The sequence below is a fragment of the Amycolatopsis sp. NPDC098790 genome (assembly GCF_044759945.1).
GTDB lineage: Bacteria > Actinomycetota > Actinomycetes > Mycobacteriales > Pseudonocardiaceae > Amycolatopsis.
On sequence record NZ_JBIWAI010000002.1, the window covers coordinates 179,247 to 196,433 of the forward strand.

General features: G+C 74.2%; 6 protein-coding genes. 2 read left to right on the forward strand and 4 right to left on the reverse strand.

The window, feature by feature from the left end; genetic code table 11:
- Positions 1–104: 104 nt before the first annotated feature.
- Together ACIQWX_RS14835 and ACIQWX_RS14840 are read left to right on the forward strand one after the other, a co-directional pair.
- A complete protein-coding gene (locus ACIQWX_RS14835; RefSeq protein ID WP_400870009.1) occupies positions 105–308 on the forward strand; it encodes an MbtH family protein in 204 nt (67 codons plus the stop codon).
- A gap of 4 nt (positions 309–312) precedes the next feature.
- Positions 313–1,422: a methyltransferase domain-containing protein gene (locus tag ACIQWX_RS14840; RefSeq protein WP_400870012.1), complete on the forward strand. Its 1,110-nt coding sequence runs from the start codon at positions 313–315 to the stop codon at positions 1,420–1,422.
- 41 nt (positions 1,423–1,463) lie between these two features.
- Here ACIQWX_RS14840 and ACIQWX_RS14845 read toward each other — a convergent pair whose 3' ends face one another.
- From ACIQWX_RS14845 to ACIQWX_RS14860, 4 genes are read right to left on the reverse strand one after another with little or no spacing between them, the layout of a single operon-like run.
- Positions 1,464–2,702 carry an MFS transporter gene (locus tag ACIQWX_RS14845; RefSeq protein WP_400870015.1) on the reverse strand — a complete coding sequence of 413 codons (1,239 nt, stop codon included), beginning with the start codon at positions 2,700–2,702 and terminating at the stop codon, positions 1,464–1,466.
- 13 nt (positions 2,703–2,715) lie between these two features.
- The gene (locus tag ACIQWX_RS14850) at positions 2,716–3,939 is read right to left on the reverse strand and encodes a cytochrome P450 (protein WP_400870017.1); all 1,224 of its coding nucleotides are present in this window, start codon (positions 3,937–3,939) and stop codon (positions 2,716–2,718) included.
- A complete protein-coding gene (locus ACIQWX_RS14855) occupies positions 3,936–11,084 on the reverse strand; it encodes an amino acid adenylation domain-containing protein (RefSeq protein WP_400870020.1) in 7,149 nt (2,382 codons plus the stop codon). Before ACIQWX_RS14855 ends, ACIQWX_RS14850 begins: the two co-directional genes overlap by 4 nt.
- A 21-nt stretch (positions 11,085–11,105) precedes the next feature.
- The gene (locus ACIQWX_RS14860; RefSeq protein WP_400870023.1) at positions 11,106–17,150 is read right to left on the reverse strand and encodes an amino acid adenylation domain-containing protein; all 6,045 of its coding nucleotides are present in this window, start codon (positions 17,148–17,150) and stop codon (positions 11,106–11,108) included.
- Between the last annotated feature and the right edge of the window lie 37 nt (positions 17,151–17,187).

Below are 17,187 nucleotides of genomic sequence, written 5' to 3' on the forward strand. Positions count from 1 at the left end.
GGCAGCACCGGAGCGCGGCTCCCGTTGCAGGTTTGTCTCTGGTCCGCACCGGGTGCCGCGGGCAGCGTCGGAGACCCGTGTGACCGACGACGAAAGGGACCGCCGTGGAGGACACCGATCGCACCTACCGCGTCGTGCGCAACGACGAGGAGCAGTACTCGATCTGGGCCGCCGAACAGGTCGTGCCCCGCGGCTGGCACGCCGAGGGGTTCACCGGGACCCGGCCGGAGTGCCTCGCGCACATCGACGAGGTGTGGGTGGACATGCGCCCACTGAGCTTGCGCCGGGCGATGGACGCGGCCGGCTGAGCCGATGCGGATCGACACCGCGGCCCTGGCCGTCGTCCGCGACCACTTCGACCGGTCGATGTACCCGCTGCTGGACCACCGGATGTCCCTGGAGCTGCGGCCGAGCCCGACCGGGTTCCCGAAGTTCGAGGCGCTGCGCCGGATCGTGGGCCGGCTGGCCCCGGCGCAGCGCACGCTGTTCCGGCTGTTCCGGCTCGGCGAGACCGTCGACGACCCGGCGTTCCGGCAGGCGTTCCCGGCCGAGGTGGCCGAGGCGCTGCGCACCGGTGAGCTGATCGAGCGGGTGGCCGACGGCTGGCGCTCGGCCGACCTGCTCGTCGTGCCCGCGCAGCGGATGCTGCTGATCACCGGCATCCCCGCCGGTTACCCGACCGCCGTGCGGTCGCCGAAGGCCGTGTTCGACTTCTCGACGTCGTTCGTGGCCGCCGCGCTGCCCGCGTCGCTGGCCGGCTGCCGGGTGCTCGACGTCTGTTCGGGCACCGGGGTGCAGGCCCTGCTGTGCGCGGCGCGGGGTGCGCGGGAGGTGGTCGGCCTGGAGCTTAACGAGTCCGCCGTCACGATCGCTCGCGCCAACGCCGTGCTCAACGGGCTCACCGACCGGGTCCGGTTCCGCCGCTCCGACCTGCTCGCCGCGCTGGAGCCCGGCGAGCGGTTCGACTTCGTGGTGGCCAACCTGCCCTACGCGCCGGCGCTCGACCCGGCCCGTCGTCCGTCCACAGTGGCCGAGATCGGGAACCGCCTGCTCTGGCCGTTGCTGGCGGAGCTGCCGCCGCACCTCGCCGAGGCCGCCCGCGGGGTCGTGGCGACCTGGCGTTCGGCCGGGCACGCGGGCCGGACCTATCAGCTGGAGGCCATCGCCTCCCGGCTGGCCGAGCACGGGTGCGCGGTGGGCGCGTACGTCGATCCGGTGTTCGACACCGTGGACGGCGTGCTCGACCTGCTGCGGCCCGAAGTCGGCGGCTGCCCCGACGCGGAGTCGCGGATGACCGAGCTGCGGGCGCTGCTCGAGAGCGACACGGTGGCGCTGGACGGTTTCTACAACCAGCTCGTGCAGTTCCGGCGCACCGCCGACCGCCCGGTGCTCCAGGAGGCGGTCACCTTCGGACTGTCCTGAAAGGATGCTGAACGGGGCCGGTGGGGAACCACCGGCCCCGTTCAGCGTGCCGCGCGCACGCGGGCCGAAGCGAGGACGCCGAGGGCGGTGACACCCAGGATCAGGGCCGTCCCGCCGAACATCAGCGTGGTGTGGACGCGGGCCAGCGCGCCGCAGAGGACCAGCGAGATCGGCGCGACGGCGTAGCCCAGCACCATGTCCAGCGAGAGCACGCGGCTCAGCACCGATTCGTCGATGGTGCGCTGGATCCAGCTGAGCCCGAAGACCCCCTGGAACCCGATGGCGAAGCCCATCGCGAGCACCGTCGCGACCGCGGCCACGGTGTTGTGCAGCACGCCGAGCACCGCCGTGCCCACGGCCAGCCAGCCCGCCAGCCCGGCGATCAGCAGCCCGATCCGGGGCCGGCCGTCGACCAGGCCGCCGGTCAGCCCGCCCAGGACGGCCCCGGCGGCCAAAGCGCCGTTGAGGACGCCCAGGGTGGCCGGGCCGCCGGCCAGCTCGAAGCGGGCCAGGTCGGCGAAACCGACGGTGAACGCGCCCGCGTAGCAGAACGTCACGGCCGCGTCGATCGCGAGGATCGTGCGCAGGCGCGGGTCGGTCCACGCGTAGCGCAGCCCGGCGCGGATGCGGACGAGCATGCGCTCCGGCTCGACGGTCTTCGCCGGTGCGTGGTCGTGGCGGGTGCGCACGCCTGCGACGCACAGCCCGCACAGGGCGAAACAGACCGCGTCGACGAGGAAAGCGACGTTGGCGTCGGACACCGCCACGACCACGCCGCCGGTGGCCGGGCCGACCATGGCGGCGATCCGCGCGCCTGTGCCGAGCAGGGCGTTGGCGGGAGCCAGGGTCTCCTTGTCCACCACCGACGGCAGGATGGTCATCCGGGCCGGTTGGAAGAACGCGTCCACCGCGCCGAACAACACCGCCGTGACGCACAGCAGCCCGATGCTCAACGTGCCGGTCAGCCCGGTCACGCCGACCGAGGCCATCACCGCGGTCCGGGTCCAGCTGGAGAGGACCATGATCCGCCGGGGCGACCACTTGTCCGCCAGCGAGCCGCCGACCAGGGTCAGCAAGGCCCGGGGGACGGCCTGCAACGCCAGCACCCAGCCGAGCGCGAGCGTCGAGCCCGTCAGGCTCAAGGTGATCCAGGAAAACGCGACGTAGCTGAACCCGTCGCCCAGCAGCGACAGCGACTGACCCAGCCAGAGCAGCCGGAACGAGGGCAGCCGGGCCGGGGCCCACAGCCGCGTCCCCGCCCGGCTCACCGTCTTGGGCACGGCGACCTCCCTTTCAGTACCGCACGGGCAACGCCGTCAGGCTGCGGTTGAGCAGCGACAACTGCCATTCGTGGTCGTTCCCGGCCAGTGCCAGTCCGGGGTAGTCGTGCACGAGCACTTCGAGCACCGCCCGCGCCACCAGCCGGGCGAGCGCGGCGCCGATGCAGAAGTGCGCGCCGTGCCCGAAGCCCAGGTGCGTCGAGTCCTCGCGGTGCACCGAAAACCGCCCGGGCTCGGGGAACCGGGCCGGGTCGCGGTTGGCCGCCGCGGTGACCAGGAAGATCCGGTCGCCCGCGCGGACTTCGTGGCCGTCGAGGTCGAAGTCGCGAGCGGCGGCCCGGATGGACATCTTGGACGGCCCGTCGAACCGCAGCGCCTCCTCGACGCTCGCCGGCAGCAGCCCCGGCTCCGAGCGCACCGCGGCCAGTTCCTCGGGGTGCTGGAGCAGCGCGCGGACGCCGTTGGCGATCAGGTTGCTGGTCGTCTCGCCGCCGGCGAAGGCCAGCTGGGTGAGCATCCCGACGAACTCCTCCTCGCTGACGGAGCTCCCGATTTCGCCGCCCGCCAGCACCGAGCTGATCAGGTCGTCGGCGGGCTCCGCGCGCCGGGCCCGCACCAGCTTGGCCAGGTAGTCGTCCAGGTTGACCAGCGACTGCAACGACGTCCGGTACTCGCGTTCCTCCTGCGCCGCGCCCAGGACGAGGTCGCCGACCCGGGCGTTCCAGTACCAGAACGACGCGCCGTCCCGCTGGGGAACGCCCAGCCAGCGCGCGAACACCAAAGCGGGCAACGGTTTCGCGACGTCGGCCAGCAGGTCGCCGACGCGGCCGGGTTCGGCCCGGCGGGTGAGCAGCGCCCGGGTCGCCCGGGCCACCATTTCGCCGTACCGGCCGACCGCGCGCGCCGAGAACTGCTCCTGGAACACCTTCCGCAGCCGCCGGTGCTCGGGCGGGTCGTTGAAGACCATCCAGCGAGACAGGATCGCGAACGCGCGTTCGGCGTCGTCGCGGGCCCCGGCCGGGACGGCGTCCATCAGCGGGCGCACCCGGTCGGCGGTGATCGCGGGTTCGCGCAGGCAGCGGGTCAGCGGCGCGTGCCCGGTGACCAGCCACGCGCGGTGCATCGCGCTCCAGTGCACCGGGTCGTGCTCGCGCAGCGCGGCCAGGTAGCCGTAGGGCTCGGCGTTGATCCCGGGTTCCAGGAGGTACCGCTCGGTGAAGGTGAGCGTGCTGGTCATCGTGTCTCCCGGAGTTTGTCGAGCAGCGAGGCCACTTCGTGGACGTTCGGCTCGGTGAGCATCGACATGTGGCTGCCGGGCACCACGTGCACGGTCAAGCCGCCGCCCGCGAGCTCCCGCCAGCGGTCGAGGTAGCTGCGGTAGTCCATGTCCAGGCCGGGCATGGGCTCGCCGTCCGGGGCGTCGGCGGCGTCCTGGCCGACGAGCAGGTGGATCGCGCCCGGGTACGGCTGGACGCGGTAGCCGGCCATCGCCGTCAGCAGCGAGTGCCAGACCTCGATGGGCGCGTTCTCGACCAGCTCGGCTTCGTCGGCCCGCATGCCCGCGCCCAGCAGCAACGCAGTCAGCTCGGCGCGGAGCGCGTCCCGCCGCGGTGACGGCGCCATCGCCCGCACCTGGTCGCGCAGGGGCAGCGCGTCGAGCATGTCCTGACCCAGCCGCGCCAGCCGGCGGGCCGCCTCCGGGTTGGGCAGGTACGGCTCGATCAGGATCAGCGGGTCGACGGCGTGGCCCTGCGCCCGCAGCTGGGACGCCATCTCCAGCACGAGGTTGCCGCCGAGCGACCAGCCCAGCACGGTGTGCGGGCCGGGCTCGTCGTGCTCGAGGATCTCGGCGACGTAGTTCGCGGCGATGCCGGGCACGGTGACCGGGTCGACCCCGCCGAGCAGGCCCCGGGCCTGGAACCCGCGCACCGGGCCGCGGCCGAGGGCGCGCGCCAGCGGCACGTACCAGGTGGCGCTGCCGCCCGAGGGGTGCACGCAGTAGAGCGGCGTGCCGTCGCCGTCGCGCAGCCGGACCTCCGAGCGCAGCGCGGTGACCTCCCGGTCCGGCTCGGCCGCGTCGACCCGAGCGGCCAGCTGCGCGACCGTGGTCAGCTCCACCAGGTCCCGGACAGTCAGCGGCACGCCGCGCGCGGTCGCGAGAGCGGCGACCCGGACGGTGGACAGCGAACTGCCGCCCACGCGGTAGAAGTCGTCGTGGGCGCCCACGTCGGACACGCCGAGCACCTCGCGCCAGACGTCGGCGATGATCCGCTCGGTGGGGGTTTCCGGTGCCACGTAGTCGGTGCCGGTGTCCGGCCGCTCGGCCGCGGGCAGTGGCAGCGCCCGGCGGTCGACCTTGGCGCTGCCGTTGAGCGGCAGCGCGTCGAGGAAGACGAACCACGCGGGCACCATGTGCTTCGGCACGCGGGTGCGCAGCGCCTGCCGCAGCGACTCCGCGTCGAGCGACCGGCCGACGACGTACGCGACCAGCGCGGGCTCGCCGGGCAGGTCGTCGCGCAGCACCACGACGGCTTGGCGGACTTCCGGCAGCGCGCGCAGGGCGTGTTCGATCTCGCCCAGCTCGATCCGGAACCCGCGCAGCTTCACCTGGGAGTCGCGCCGGCCCAGCCACTCGACGGCGCCGTCGGCGTGCTGCCGGGCCAGGTCGCCGGTGCGGAACAGCCGCTCGCCGGGGCCGCCGTACGGGTGCGGCACGAAGCTCGCCGCGGTCAGGCCGGGCCGGCCCAGGTAGCCGCGCGCCAGGCCGGCGCCGCCGAGGTACAGCTCGCCCGGCACGCCGACCGGTACCGGCTGGAGGTGCTCGTCGAGCACGTAGGACTCCGTGTTGCGGAACGGCGACCCGATCGTCGGCCGGCCCTCACCGGGCGCGCACGGCTGGATGTGCGTCCACACCGTCGCTTCCGTGGGCCCGAAGCAGTTGTAGAAGCGCCGGCCGGGCGACCACGTCTCGACGAGCTGCTCGGTGGGCGCCTCACCGCCGGTCAGCAGGGTCCGGACACCGGGCAGGGCTTCGCCGGCCAGCGTGGTCAGCGCGGTGGGCACGATCGTCGCGGTCGTGATGCCGAGGTCGCGGATGGTGCGGGCCAGATCCGGCCCCGGGCGCAGTGCTTCGGCCGGGGCCGTGCACAGGCGGGCGCCGTTGGCCAGGGCGAGCACGATCTCGTGGATCGACACGTCGAAGTTGAACGACGCCAGCTGCAGGATCCGCTCGTCCGGTGTGGTCCCGAACTCCGCGCGCTGGGCGTGGACCAGGTTGACCAGGCCGCGGTGCGGCACGACCACGCCCTTGGGGACGCCGGTCGAGCCGGACGTGTAGAGCACGTAGGCCGGGTGGTCGAGCCGCGGGCGCGCCGGCGTGGCGACCGGACCCCGCTCGGGCTCGTCCAAGAGCACCGTGGTGCCGGTGAAGGGAACCGTACCGTCCACATCGGACTGGGTGAGCAGCACGCGCAGCCCGCTGTCGGACGCCATGAACGCCAGCCGCTCGGCCGGGTACGTGGGATCCAGCGGCAGGAACGCGCCGCCCGCCTTGAGCACGGCCAGCGCCGCGCGGACCTGGTCCGGTCCGCGCCGGGCGCAGATCCCGACGACGACCTCGGGTCCCACGCCGAGCGCGGCGAGCCGGCCGGCCAGCGCGTCGGAACGTTCGTCCAGCTCGGCGTAGGTGACCTCGGTGCCGTCGTGGGCGACGGCGATCGCGTCCGGGGTGCGGACCGCGTGCTCGTGGACGATCTCGGTGAACAACGCCGGCGGGTTGGCCTCCACCGGACCGTGCGCCCACGGTCCGAGCGCGCGGTCGCGGGCGGCGCCGGCGAGCGCGGGCCGCGTGACCGGGCCGCTGGGGTCGGCCACCATCCGCTCGACCACCTCGCGGATGAGGTCCGCGAGCTGGTCGGCGGTGGCCGGGTCGAGGTACTCCGGGTCGACGTCGATGCTGAACCCGTCCACGCTCATGTTGGCGTACAACGGGAACATCGTCCGGGCGAACTCCTCGGCCTCCTCCCAGTTCTCCGGCGCGAGCTGGTGGAAGTTGACGTAGTTGAACACCGTGTCCAGCAGGTTCGGTGCGCCCGGGCGCAGCCGCGCGATCCGGGCCAGCGGAACCAGCCGGTGCGGCATCAGGTCCTGTTCGGCGGCGAACACCGCGTGGATCAGCTCCAGCCAGCTGCCCGGTTCGGCCGTGATGCCGAAGGGGACCGTGTTGACGAACAGGCCGCGCATCCGGTCCGCGCCCGCGCGTTCCGGCCGGCCGTTGGTGGTCAGCCCGACGGCGTGCCCGCGGGTCTGGTCGTCGCGTTCGGCGAACAGGCCCATCGTGTGGTGGAACGCGGCAAGTAGCACCGTGCGCCGCGGCACGCCGGCCCGGGTCGCCAGCGCCCCGATGTCCCCGGCCAGCCCGGCGAAGGAGCGGCGCACCTCGTAGAGCACCGCGCCGTCGGTGGCGCCGCGGCGGGTGAACCGCACCGGGGCCAGGTCGGCGAGCGTCCCGCGCCAGAAGGACAGGGACTCCTCCGACGACGTGGCCGCGCGCTCGGCCGCGACGTACTCGGCGTACCGCGGGGCCGGTTCCGGGTCGGGCACGGTCTCACCGCGCACGATCCGCCCGTGCAACGCGACCAGGTCGGCGATCATCGACGTCAGGCTCCAGCCGTCGATGGCGACGTGGCAGTCGGTGATGACGATCCGCAGGTCGTGGTCGGTCAGCTGGTGCAGGTGCACCCGGATCAGCGGCGCGCGGCTCAGGTCGAAGCGGTTGGCGAACTCGGTGTCGGCGTACCGCCGCCGCGCCGCCCGCTGCCCCTCCTGGTCGAGCCTGCGCAGGTCGCTGTAGCCGACCGTCAGCTTCGCGTCGGGGTGCACCAGCTGCAGCGGTTCGCGGTAGGACACGAGGTCGATCGACGTCCGCAGGCTTTCGTGGATGCGCACGAGGTGGTCCATCCCGGCCTGGAACGCGGCCCGGTCGAACGGGTCGGCCACGGTGATCTTCAGGTCGGTCACGTTGTGGTAGGCCCCGATCCGGGGCTGCGCCAGCATTTCGTGCAGCATTCCGGCCTGCAGCATGGTCAGCGGGTAGGCGTCGGCCAGGCCCTCCGGCAGCTTCGCGCGGTCGGCCGGGTCGAGCAGCGCGAACGGTTCCACCGGCGCGGGTTCGTCCCCCGGTGCCTCGGTGGCCAGCGCGGCCAGCTCGCCCAGGGTCCGCGCGCGGAACAGGTCGGCCACGGACAGCCCGAGCCCGGCCGCCCGGGCCAGCCCGATCACCCGCAGCGCCAGGATCGAGTCGCCGCCGAGGTCGAAGAAGTTGTCCGCGAGCCCGGCCCGGTCGATCCCGAGCACCTCGGCCCACACCGCGGCCAGCGCCGCCTCGGTCGCCGTCCGCGGGGCGACGTGCTCGGCCGGCGTCGCGACGGCCCCGGCCCGCACGGCCAGCAGCGCGGCCCGGTCGACCTTGCCGTTCGCGGTGACCGGCAGCGCCGGGTGGGCCACGAACAACGCGGGCACCATGTATTCCGGCAGCGTCGCCCGCAGCGCCGTGCGCAAGGCGGGGACGTCGAGGACGCCGTCGGTCACGACGTGGCCGACCAGCCGGGAGTCGTGGGCGACGACGGCGGCGTCGGCGACCCCGGGGCAGTCCCGCAGCGCACTCTCCACCTCGCCGGGCTCGACGCGGTAGCCGCGGATCTTGACCTGGTGGTCGGCCCGGCCGACGTAGTTCAGCTGCCCGTCGGGCAGCACGCGGACGAGGTCGCCGCTGCGGTACATGCGGGCGCCGTCGCCCGCGAACCGGTCGGTGGTGAACCGCTGCGAGGTCAGCTCCGCGCGGTTGCGGTAACCGAGCGCGACGCCGTCCCCGGCGACGTACAGCTCGCCGACGGTGCCGGGCGGCACGAGCCGGCCCCGCGCGTCCAGGACGTAGCCTCGGGAGTTGTACATGGGCCGTCCGACCGGCGATGACACGGCGGCGGTCGTGTCGGCGGCGGTGATCAGCCGGTAGGTGACGTGCACGGTGGTCTCGGTGATGCCGTACATGTTCACCAGCGCAGGCCGCTTTTCCGTGCCGGCGAACCAGTCCCGGTACTCACGGGCGTCGAAGGCGTCCCCGGCGAACACGACCGTGCGCAACGCCAGTTCGGCGAAGCCCGCGGCCTCGCGCTCGAGGTGGGCCCGCAGGCCGCTGAACGCGGCGTTGGTCTGGGTCAGCACGGTGACGCCTTCATCGCGCAGCACGGCGTGCACCGCGGCCGGGTCGCGGGTCTCGTCCTCGGTCAGCACGACCGTGCGCCCGCCGACGGTCAGCGCACCCCACAGCTCCCACACCGACAGGTCGAACGTCGCCGAGTGCACCAGCGCCCACACGTCGTCTTCGCCGAAGTCGAAGCAGCGGTCGGCCGCGTCGAACAGCCAGGCCACGTTGCCGTGGGTGACTTCGACGCCCTTGGGCTGCCCGGTCGACCCCGAGGTGTACATGACGTACGCGGGTGCGTCACCGGTCCGGGGCTCGGGCAGCGTCCCGGCCACCGCGGGGCCGTCCAGGGGGATCGGCTCGACCGCCAGCCCGGTCAGCGCGGCCCGGCCGGCTTCGTCGGTGACCGCGGCGGTGATGCGGGCGTCCCCGACGACGAACTCCAGCCGGCCGCGCGGGTGGGCCGGGTCCAAGGGCAGGTAGGCCGCCCCGGCCCGCCACACGCCGAGCACGGCCACGGCCAGGTCCACCGACCGCGCCAGGCTGATGCCGACCAACGGGCCGGTCTCGGCGGTCCGCAGCCGGGAGGCGAGTGCGTCGGCCCGGGCGTCGAGCTCGGCGTAGGTCAGCTCGGCTCCGCCACCGCTGACGGCGACCGCGTCCGGCCGCAGGCGGACCTGATCGGCGAACCGGTCCAGGACGGGCCGGGCGGCCGGCCCGCTGTTCCCGTGTTGTCCCGGCCCTTCCGGCCCGAGCAGCCACGTGCGTTCGGCGTCGGTGAGCAGATCCAGCTCGCCGAGCCGGGTGTCCGGCCGCTCGGCGAACGCGTGCAGCACGGCGACGAGGTGGTCGCTCAGCCGCGCGATCGTCTCGGCGGTGAACAGGTCGGTCCGGTACAGCCACGCCAGCCGCAGCCGGCCGTCGTGCTCGGCGGTTTCCAGGGCGAGGTCGAACTTCGCCTCGGCGAGGAGCAGGGGGAACGGCTCGCCGGTGGCCTCGCCCAGCGTGAACCCGGCCGAGCCGGCGCCGGTGTGCGAGAACAGCACCGAACACAGGGGAGTGCGGGACAGGTCGCGGTCGGGGACCAAGTCGTCGACGAGCCGTTCGAACGGCACGGCCTGGTGGCTCAGCGCGTCGAGAACGCGTTCGCGGGTCCGGGCGAGCAGGGTCGCGCTCGTCGGGTCGTCGCCGAATTCCGCGCGCATGACCAGTGTGTTGACGAAGAACCCGACCAGGTCCTCGGTTTCCGGCCGCTCCCGGTTCGCGACGATGGTGCCGACGGCGAAGTCGTCCTGTCCACTGTGGAACGCCAGGGTCGCCTGCAGGGCGGCGAGCAGGGTCGTGAACGGCGTGGTGTCGGCTTTCCGCCCCGCTTCGGCCACCGCCGCCGAGAGCGCCGCGGACAGCTCGATCCGGTGCACCGCGCCGGCGTGCGAGCGGACGGCGGGCCGTGGGTGGTCGGTGGGCAGTTCCAGCGGGCTGAGCCCGGCCAGCGCGCGGCGCCAGTGGTCGAGGTCGGCCTTCGCGGCTTCGGAATCAGCGGATTCCCGTTGCCAGACGGCGTAGTCGAGGTAGTCGATCGACCGCCGCGGGAGCCGGGCGTCCTCGCCGGCCAGCCGCGCGCGGTACAGCTCGCGCAGGTCGCGCAGGAGGACGTCGGCGGACCAGCCGTCGGTGATGATGTGGTGCATGGCCAGGACGAGTACGTGCTCCCCGGCTCCGGCGCGCACGAGGGTGGCCCGGAACGCGGGCTCGGTGGCGAGGTCGAACGGTGTCGTGGCCAGCTCGTGCACGGTGTCGGCGTCGCCGTCGCGCACCCGCAGGCAGCCGCCGCCGGCGGGCAGCACCTCTTGCGCCGGAACCCCTTTCTCGTCCGGGAATATCACCCGCAGCTGCTCGTGCCGGGCGACGAGGTCGTCCACCGCCGCGGCGAGCGCGGGCACGTCGAGCGGGCCGCGCAGCCGCCACACGGCCGGCATCAGGTACTCCGTGCTGCCCGGCTCGAGCTGGTCCAGGAAGTAGAGCCGCTGCTGGGTGGCCGACAGCGGAGCCCGGTCGCCGCCCGGGTCCCGGCGGGGGATGCCCGCGGTTGCGGTCGCGGCGCCGCGCAGGCGTTGGGCGAGCAGGCGCTGCGCGGCCGCCGACAGGTTGGCCCGGCTCCGGGTCTCCGAGGTGGTCATGCCGTGTCCTTCCTGAAGCTTTCAGTTCCGGTGATCCACCGTCAGGGACAGGTCGATCTCGTCGTCGCTCATCGCGGCGATCTCCGCGACGAGCCGGTCTTCCACCCGCGCCGCGAGCCGCGCGACGGTCGGGTGCTCGAACAGGTCGCGCACCGGCACCGGGCAGCCGAACGCGGCCCGCAGCCGGGCGGCCACCGCGACCGCGCGCAGGGAATGCCCGCCGAGGGCGAAGAAGTCTTCGTGCCGCCCGACGCGCGCGACGCCGAGCACTTCGGCCCAGATCTGCGCGGTCACCGTCTCGGTCGGCGAGTCCGGGGCCTCGAACTCCGCCACCACCGGCACGTCCGGGGCCGGCAGCGCGGCGACGTCGAGCTTGCCCGGCACGGTCCGCGGCAACGCCGCCAGCGGCACGAACACCGCGGGCACCAGGTAGCCCGGCAGCCGGCTCGCGCACCACGCGCGCAGGTCCCCGTCGCCGGTGACGTACGCGACCAGCGCGGGCTCGCCCCGGACGTCGCGCACCACCACGGCGGCGTCGGTGACCGCCGGGTGCTCTCGCAGCACGGCTTCGACCTCGCCCGGCTCGACCCGGAAGCCCCGGAGCTGGACCTGGTCGTCGACGCGGCCGAGGAACTCCAGGGTCGCGTCCGGCCGCCACCGCACCAGGTCGCCGGTGCGGTAGAGGCGGCCGCCGGTGCCGCCGAAGGCGTCCGGCACGAACTTCTCCGCCGTGGCGCCCGGCCGGCCGAGGTAGCCGTGGGCCAGTTCGTCCCCGCCCACCAGCAGCTCGCCGGGCACCCCGGGCGGGACGAGCGCGCCGCGGGCGTCGGTCACGTACACCCGGCGGCCGCCCAGCGGCCGGCCGATCGGGACCCGGCCCGTGCCCGGGCCGGTGAGCCGGTGGGCGGTCGTGGAGACGACGGATTCGGTGGGGCCGTAGGTGTTCACGACCGGCACGTCGGGGTGCCGGGCGAACCAGCGCTCCAGCGTCGCGGCGGGCAGCACCTCGCCGCCGGTGACCAGCAGCCGCAGCCCGCTCAGGTCGTCGGCGCCGGCGGTCACTTCCGCCAGGTAGGACGGCGTCAGCTCCAGGACGGTCACGCCCTCGGCGTGCACCCGCTCGGCCAGCTCGGCCGGCGTCCACACCTCGTCCGGGCGCAGCACCACGCGGGCGCCGGTGCTCAGGGCGGGCAGGATCTGCTCGAAGGAGGCGTCGAACGAGAAGGACGCGAAGGACAGCACCCGGTCCTCGGCGGTGAGCTCGAAGAGCTCCCGGGCGGCGGCGACGTGCGCGGCGAGCGCGCCGTGCGGGACCGCGACCGCCTTCGGCCGCCCGGACGAGCCCGACGTGAAGATGACGTAGGCGGTCTCGTCCCGGTCCGGTGTCCGCGGGCCGATCGGGACCGCCGGGCACTCGGTGCCGTCGATGATCCGCTCGACGTCGGCTTCGGCGACCATGAACTCCAGCCGCCGCGCGGGGAACCGCGGGTCCAGGGGCACGTAGACGCCGCCGGCCCGCCAGACGGCCAGCATCGCCACCACCGCGGCCACGCCCCGGCCCAGCCGCACCCCGACCGCGGTGCCGGGCCGGACGCCGTCTTCGACGAGTGCCCCGGCCAGGCCGCCGACCCGCTCGTCCAGCTCGCCGTAGCTCAGGAGGTCGTCCCCGCACACCAGCGAGACGTCGTCCGGCGCTCCGGTGACAACGACGGGATCTGGTGCGGTGCAACCGGTTCCGGCCCACGTCAGCAGCTCTTCGCGCTGTCCGGGGGAGAGCAGGTCGACGTCCCCGAGCCGGACGTCCGGGTCCGCGGTCACCGCGACGAGGGTCCGGCGCATCCACTCGGCGAACCGGCGCACGGTCGCCACGTCGAAGAGGTCGGTGCTGTACTCGAGGTCCAGGTCGACCCGCTCGGAGTGGAGCACGACGTTCGCGGTCAGGTCGAACTTCGCCGACCGCCACGGCAGCGTGAAGGGCGCGAAACCGAGCCCGTCGACGGCGGGCGCCGGGCTCGCGGCCGACTCGGCGAGGTCGAACATGACCTCGAACAGCGGGTTGCGGGACAGGTCGCGGTCGGGCCGCAGCTCCCGCACCAGGTGCTCGAACGGCACGTCCTGGTGGTCGAACGCGCCCAGCACGCCGTCGCGGACGCGGTCCAGGAACCCGGCGAACGTCGGATCGCCGGCGAGATCACCGCGCAGCACCACGGTGTTGACGAAGAACCCGACCAGCCGCTCCAGCTCGGTCCGCCCCCGCCCGGCCACCGGGGTGCCCACGGCGACGTCGGTCCGCCCGGCCCAGCGGCCGAGCACGAGCTGGAAGACGGCCAGCAGCACCATGAACCGGGTCGCGCCGCAGCGGGTGGCCAGCTCGTCGAGCCCGGCCGGCAACGGCCACGAGACCCGCACGGCCGCGCCTCGCCCGGAGCGCACCGCCGGGCGGGGCCGGTCGCCCGGCAAGTCCAAAGGAGACAGTCCGACGAGGGTGTCGCGCCAGTACTCCAGCTGTCCGCTGGTGTCGCGGTCCCGTTGCCACACCGCGTAATCGCCGTACTGCACCGCGGGTGGCTCGACGTGGTGCCCGGCGTAGGCCTCGGCCAGCTCGGCGAACACGAGGCCCGTCGACCAGCCGTCGGTGGCGACGTGGTGGAAGGCCAGCACGACGACGTGGTCCTCGGGGCCGAGCGCCCAGACACCGGCGCGCAGCAAGGGCGGCTCGGCCAGGTCGAACCGGGCGGTGGCGAACGCGGTCGCCTCGGTTCGCACGGCGTCGGCGTCGGCGGCACCGGTCCACCGCAGCGGCACCGTGACGGCGTCGCGCACCAGCTGCACCGGCCGCCCGTCCCGTTCGACCAGCGCGGTCCGCAGGACTTCGTGCCGGACCACGACGTCGTCGAGCGCGCCCTGCCAGGCCGTGCGGTCCAGCGGGCCGGTGACCCGCCAGGAGAACCAGAGCACGTAGTCCTCGCCGAGGTCCGACATCCGGTCGAGGAACCACAGCCGTTCCTGCGCGAACGACATCGGCAGCGGCCCGCGGCGGTCCACCGGCACGATGCCCGCGCCCCCGGCCACGCGGGCCGCGGCGACCTTCGGGCCGAACTCGCGCAGCCGCGGGTTTTCGAACAGCGTGCGCAGCTCGACGTCGCGGCCGAGCCGCTCGGCGACCCGGGACACGGCCATCGTGGCCAGCAGCGAATGCCCGCCCAGGTCGAAGAAGGAGTCGTCGAGGCCGATCGGCTCGACGCCGAGCACCTCGCTCCAGATCGCCGCGATCGCGCGCTCGGTGTCGTCGCGGGGTGCGGTGAACCCGGCGCCCGGTGCGAGCCGGTGCTGGTGGGCCTCCGGCAGCGCGGCCCGGTCGAGCTTGCCCGCGGCGTTCACCGGCAGCGCGTCCAGGGTGACGATGTCCGTGGGGACCGCGTGGGCAGGCAGCCACCGCGCGCACTCCTCGCGCACCCCGCCGGCCTCGCCGACGACGTACCCGACCAGCGTCCGCCCGCCTTGAGCGTCCTGCCGCACCGCGGCGGCCGCCGCCCGGACGCCGGGGCAGCGGGCGAGCGCGGCGTCGACTTCGCCGAGTTCGATGCGGAATCCGCGCACCTTGACCTGGTCGTCGACCCGGCCCAGGAACTCGAGCTCACCGTCCGGACGGCGGCGCACCAGGTCGCCGGTGCGGTAGAGCCGCCCGCCGGTGCCACCGAAGGCGTCGGGGACGAAGCGTTCCGCGGTCCGCGCCGGATCGCCCAGGTAGCCCCGGGCCAGCTCCGGGCCGCCGATGAGCAGCTCGCCGGTGGGCGCGAGCCGGTCCTGGTCGTCCACCACGTAGGTGCGGCGCCCGCCCAGCGCTCGGCCGATCGGGACGTTCTCGTCCACTGTGGATACGTCGTGCACGGTCGCGGTGACGACGGTTTCGGTGGGCCCGTAAGCGTTGCTCACGCGGACCCAGCGGGCGTGCCGCCGCCACGCGGCCAGGGCGGCGGGCGGGACCGTCTCCCCGCCCAGGATCAGCAGCCGCAGCGAGCGCAGCGCGGGCGCGGTGTCGCCGGTGAGCGCGAACGCCAGTTCCGTCCAGTACGTCGGCGGCAGGTTGAGCACGGTCAGGCCGTGGTTCCGCACGATCGCCGGCAGCCCGGACGGCAGCCACTGCTCGTCCGGCCGGACGACCACGGTCGCGCCTGAGCTCAGCGCCGGCAGCAGCTGGTCGAGGGAGGCGTCGAACGAGAACGACGAGAAGGCCAGCACCCGGTCTGCGGCGGTGAACCCGAAGTGCCGCCGGGCCGCTGCAACGTGCGCGGCCAGGGTGTGGTGCTCCACACCGACGGCTTTGGGACGTCCGGACGAGCCGGAAGTGAAAATGACGTACGCGAGATCCCGCGGGTGCGCCCGGACGCCCGGTGCGTCCGGCCCGGTCTCGGTCACCGGCACGACCGGTACGCCCAATGCGGTCCCGGTGTCCGCGATCACGTGGGTCACGTTCACTTCGGAAACCATGAACCGCTTGCGCTCCAACGGAAGCGCGGGGTCGAGCGGGACGTACACCCCGCCGATCCGCCAGATCGCGAGCATCGCGGTCACCGACCACACACCGCGTTTCGCCGACACGGCCACCGCGTCCCCGCGGCGGACTCCCCGGGCGTGCAGGGCGCCGGCGAGTCCGGCGACCATGGTGGTGAGCTCGCCGTAGGTGACCTCGCGCTCGGCGTCGACCAGCGCGGTCGCGGCCGGATCTCCCGCTACGGCAAGCGAATCCGGTGTTGCGTCGAGGAGGGGACCCAGCCCGGCGGCGAGGTTGGCGACCGGGGTCGTGGGCGCGGCGAGCACCGCGGCCAGCAGCGTCCGGTAGCCCTCGCTGAACCGCCGCATGGTCGCCGCGTCGAAGAGCGCCGTCGCGTACTGGAGCCGCGCGGCCAGCCCGCCGTCGGAGCGCAGGTTGAGGTCGAGGAAGACGTCCATCGGCGCGCCGACCAGCGGTGGCGGCACCAGCTCGGCGGTCAGGCCCGGCAGCCGGATCGGCGCGAGTGCGGTGTTGACCAGCGTGAAGGAGGCTTGCGCCAGCGGGTGGCGGGAGAGGTCCCGCTCGGCGCTGACCGCGCCGACAACCCGCTCGAACGGCGCTTCCGCCGCGGAGAGCCCGCTGAGCACCGTCTCGCGGACCCGGCCCAGCAGCTCGGTGAACGACGGGTCGCCGCCGAGGTCCGTGCGCTGCACGACGGTGTTGACGAACGGCCCGATCAGCCCGGAGAGCTCGGGACGCGTGCGGTCGGAAAGCGTGGTGCAGACGGCGATGTCGTCGCGGCCGCAGTAGTGCGCCAGCAGCGCCTGGTAGACGGCGAGCAGCAGCATGTACCGGGTGACGCGGTGGGTTTTCGCCAGCTCGTCCGCTCGTGCGACCAGCTCGGCGGGCACGGTGAACCGCACGACGTCGCCGGCGCCGTCCCAGAACGCCGGGCGCGGCCGGTCGGTGGGCAGGTCCAGCGGCGCGAGGCCGGCCAGCCGGGTGCGCCAGTGCTGCAGCAGCCGCTCCAAGCGGGCGCCGGACAACCGGTCGCGCTGCTTCCGGGCGAACTCGGCGTACCGCGTCGCCGGTACCGGGACCGGCTCGCCGCGGTAACCGGCCGCCAGCTCGTCGAGCAGCACGTCCCACGACCGCCCGTCGACGGCGATGTGGTGCACCACGACGAGCAGGAGGTGGTCGCCGGAGTCCAGGCGCGCCAACGTCATCCGGATCGGCGGGGCGGCGGCGAGGTCCATCGGCCGGCTCAGTTCACGGTCGAACAGCTCGGCCGCGTCGCGGGCCCGCGCGTGGTGCACCCGCGTCCGGCCCGGTGGCTCGACCCGCGGCCGCGGTTCGCCGTCGACGGCGGCGAACCGGGTGCGCAGCACCTCGTGGCGGTCGGCGATCCCGGTCAATGCCCGCTCGAGCGCGCCGGTGTCCAGGTCGCCGGACAGCCGCACCGCCAGGGGCAGCAGGTAGTCCGCCGAGCCCGGGTCGAGTTGCTGGGCGAACCAGAGCCGCCGCTGCGCGTACGACACCACTGTGTCGTCGTCGTTGACCTCGTCGTGCACTTCGGCCTCCCGCGCTGTTGTCCCGGGCCTCGAGTCT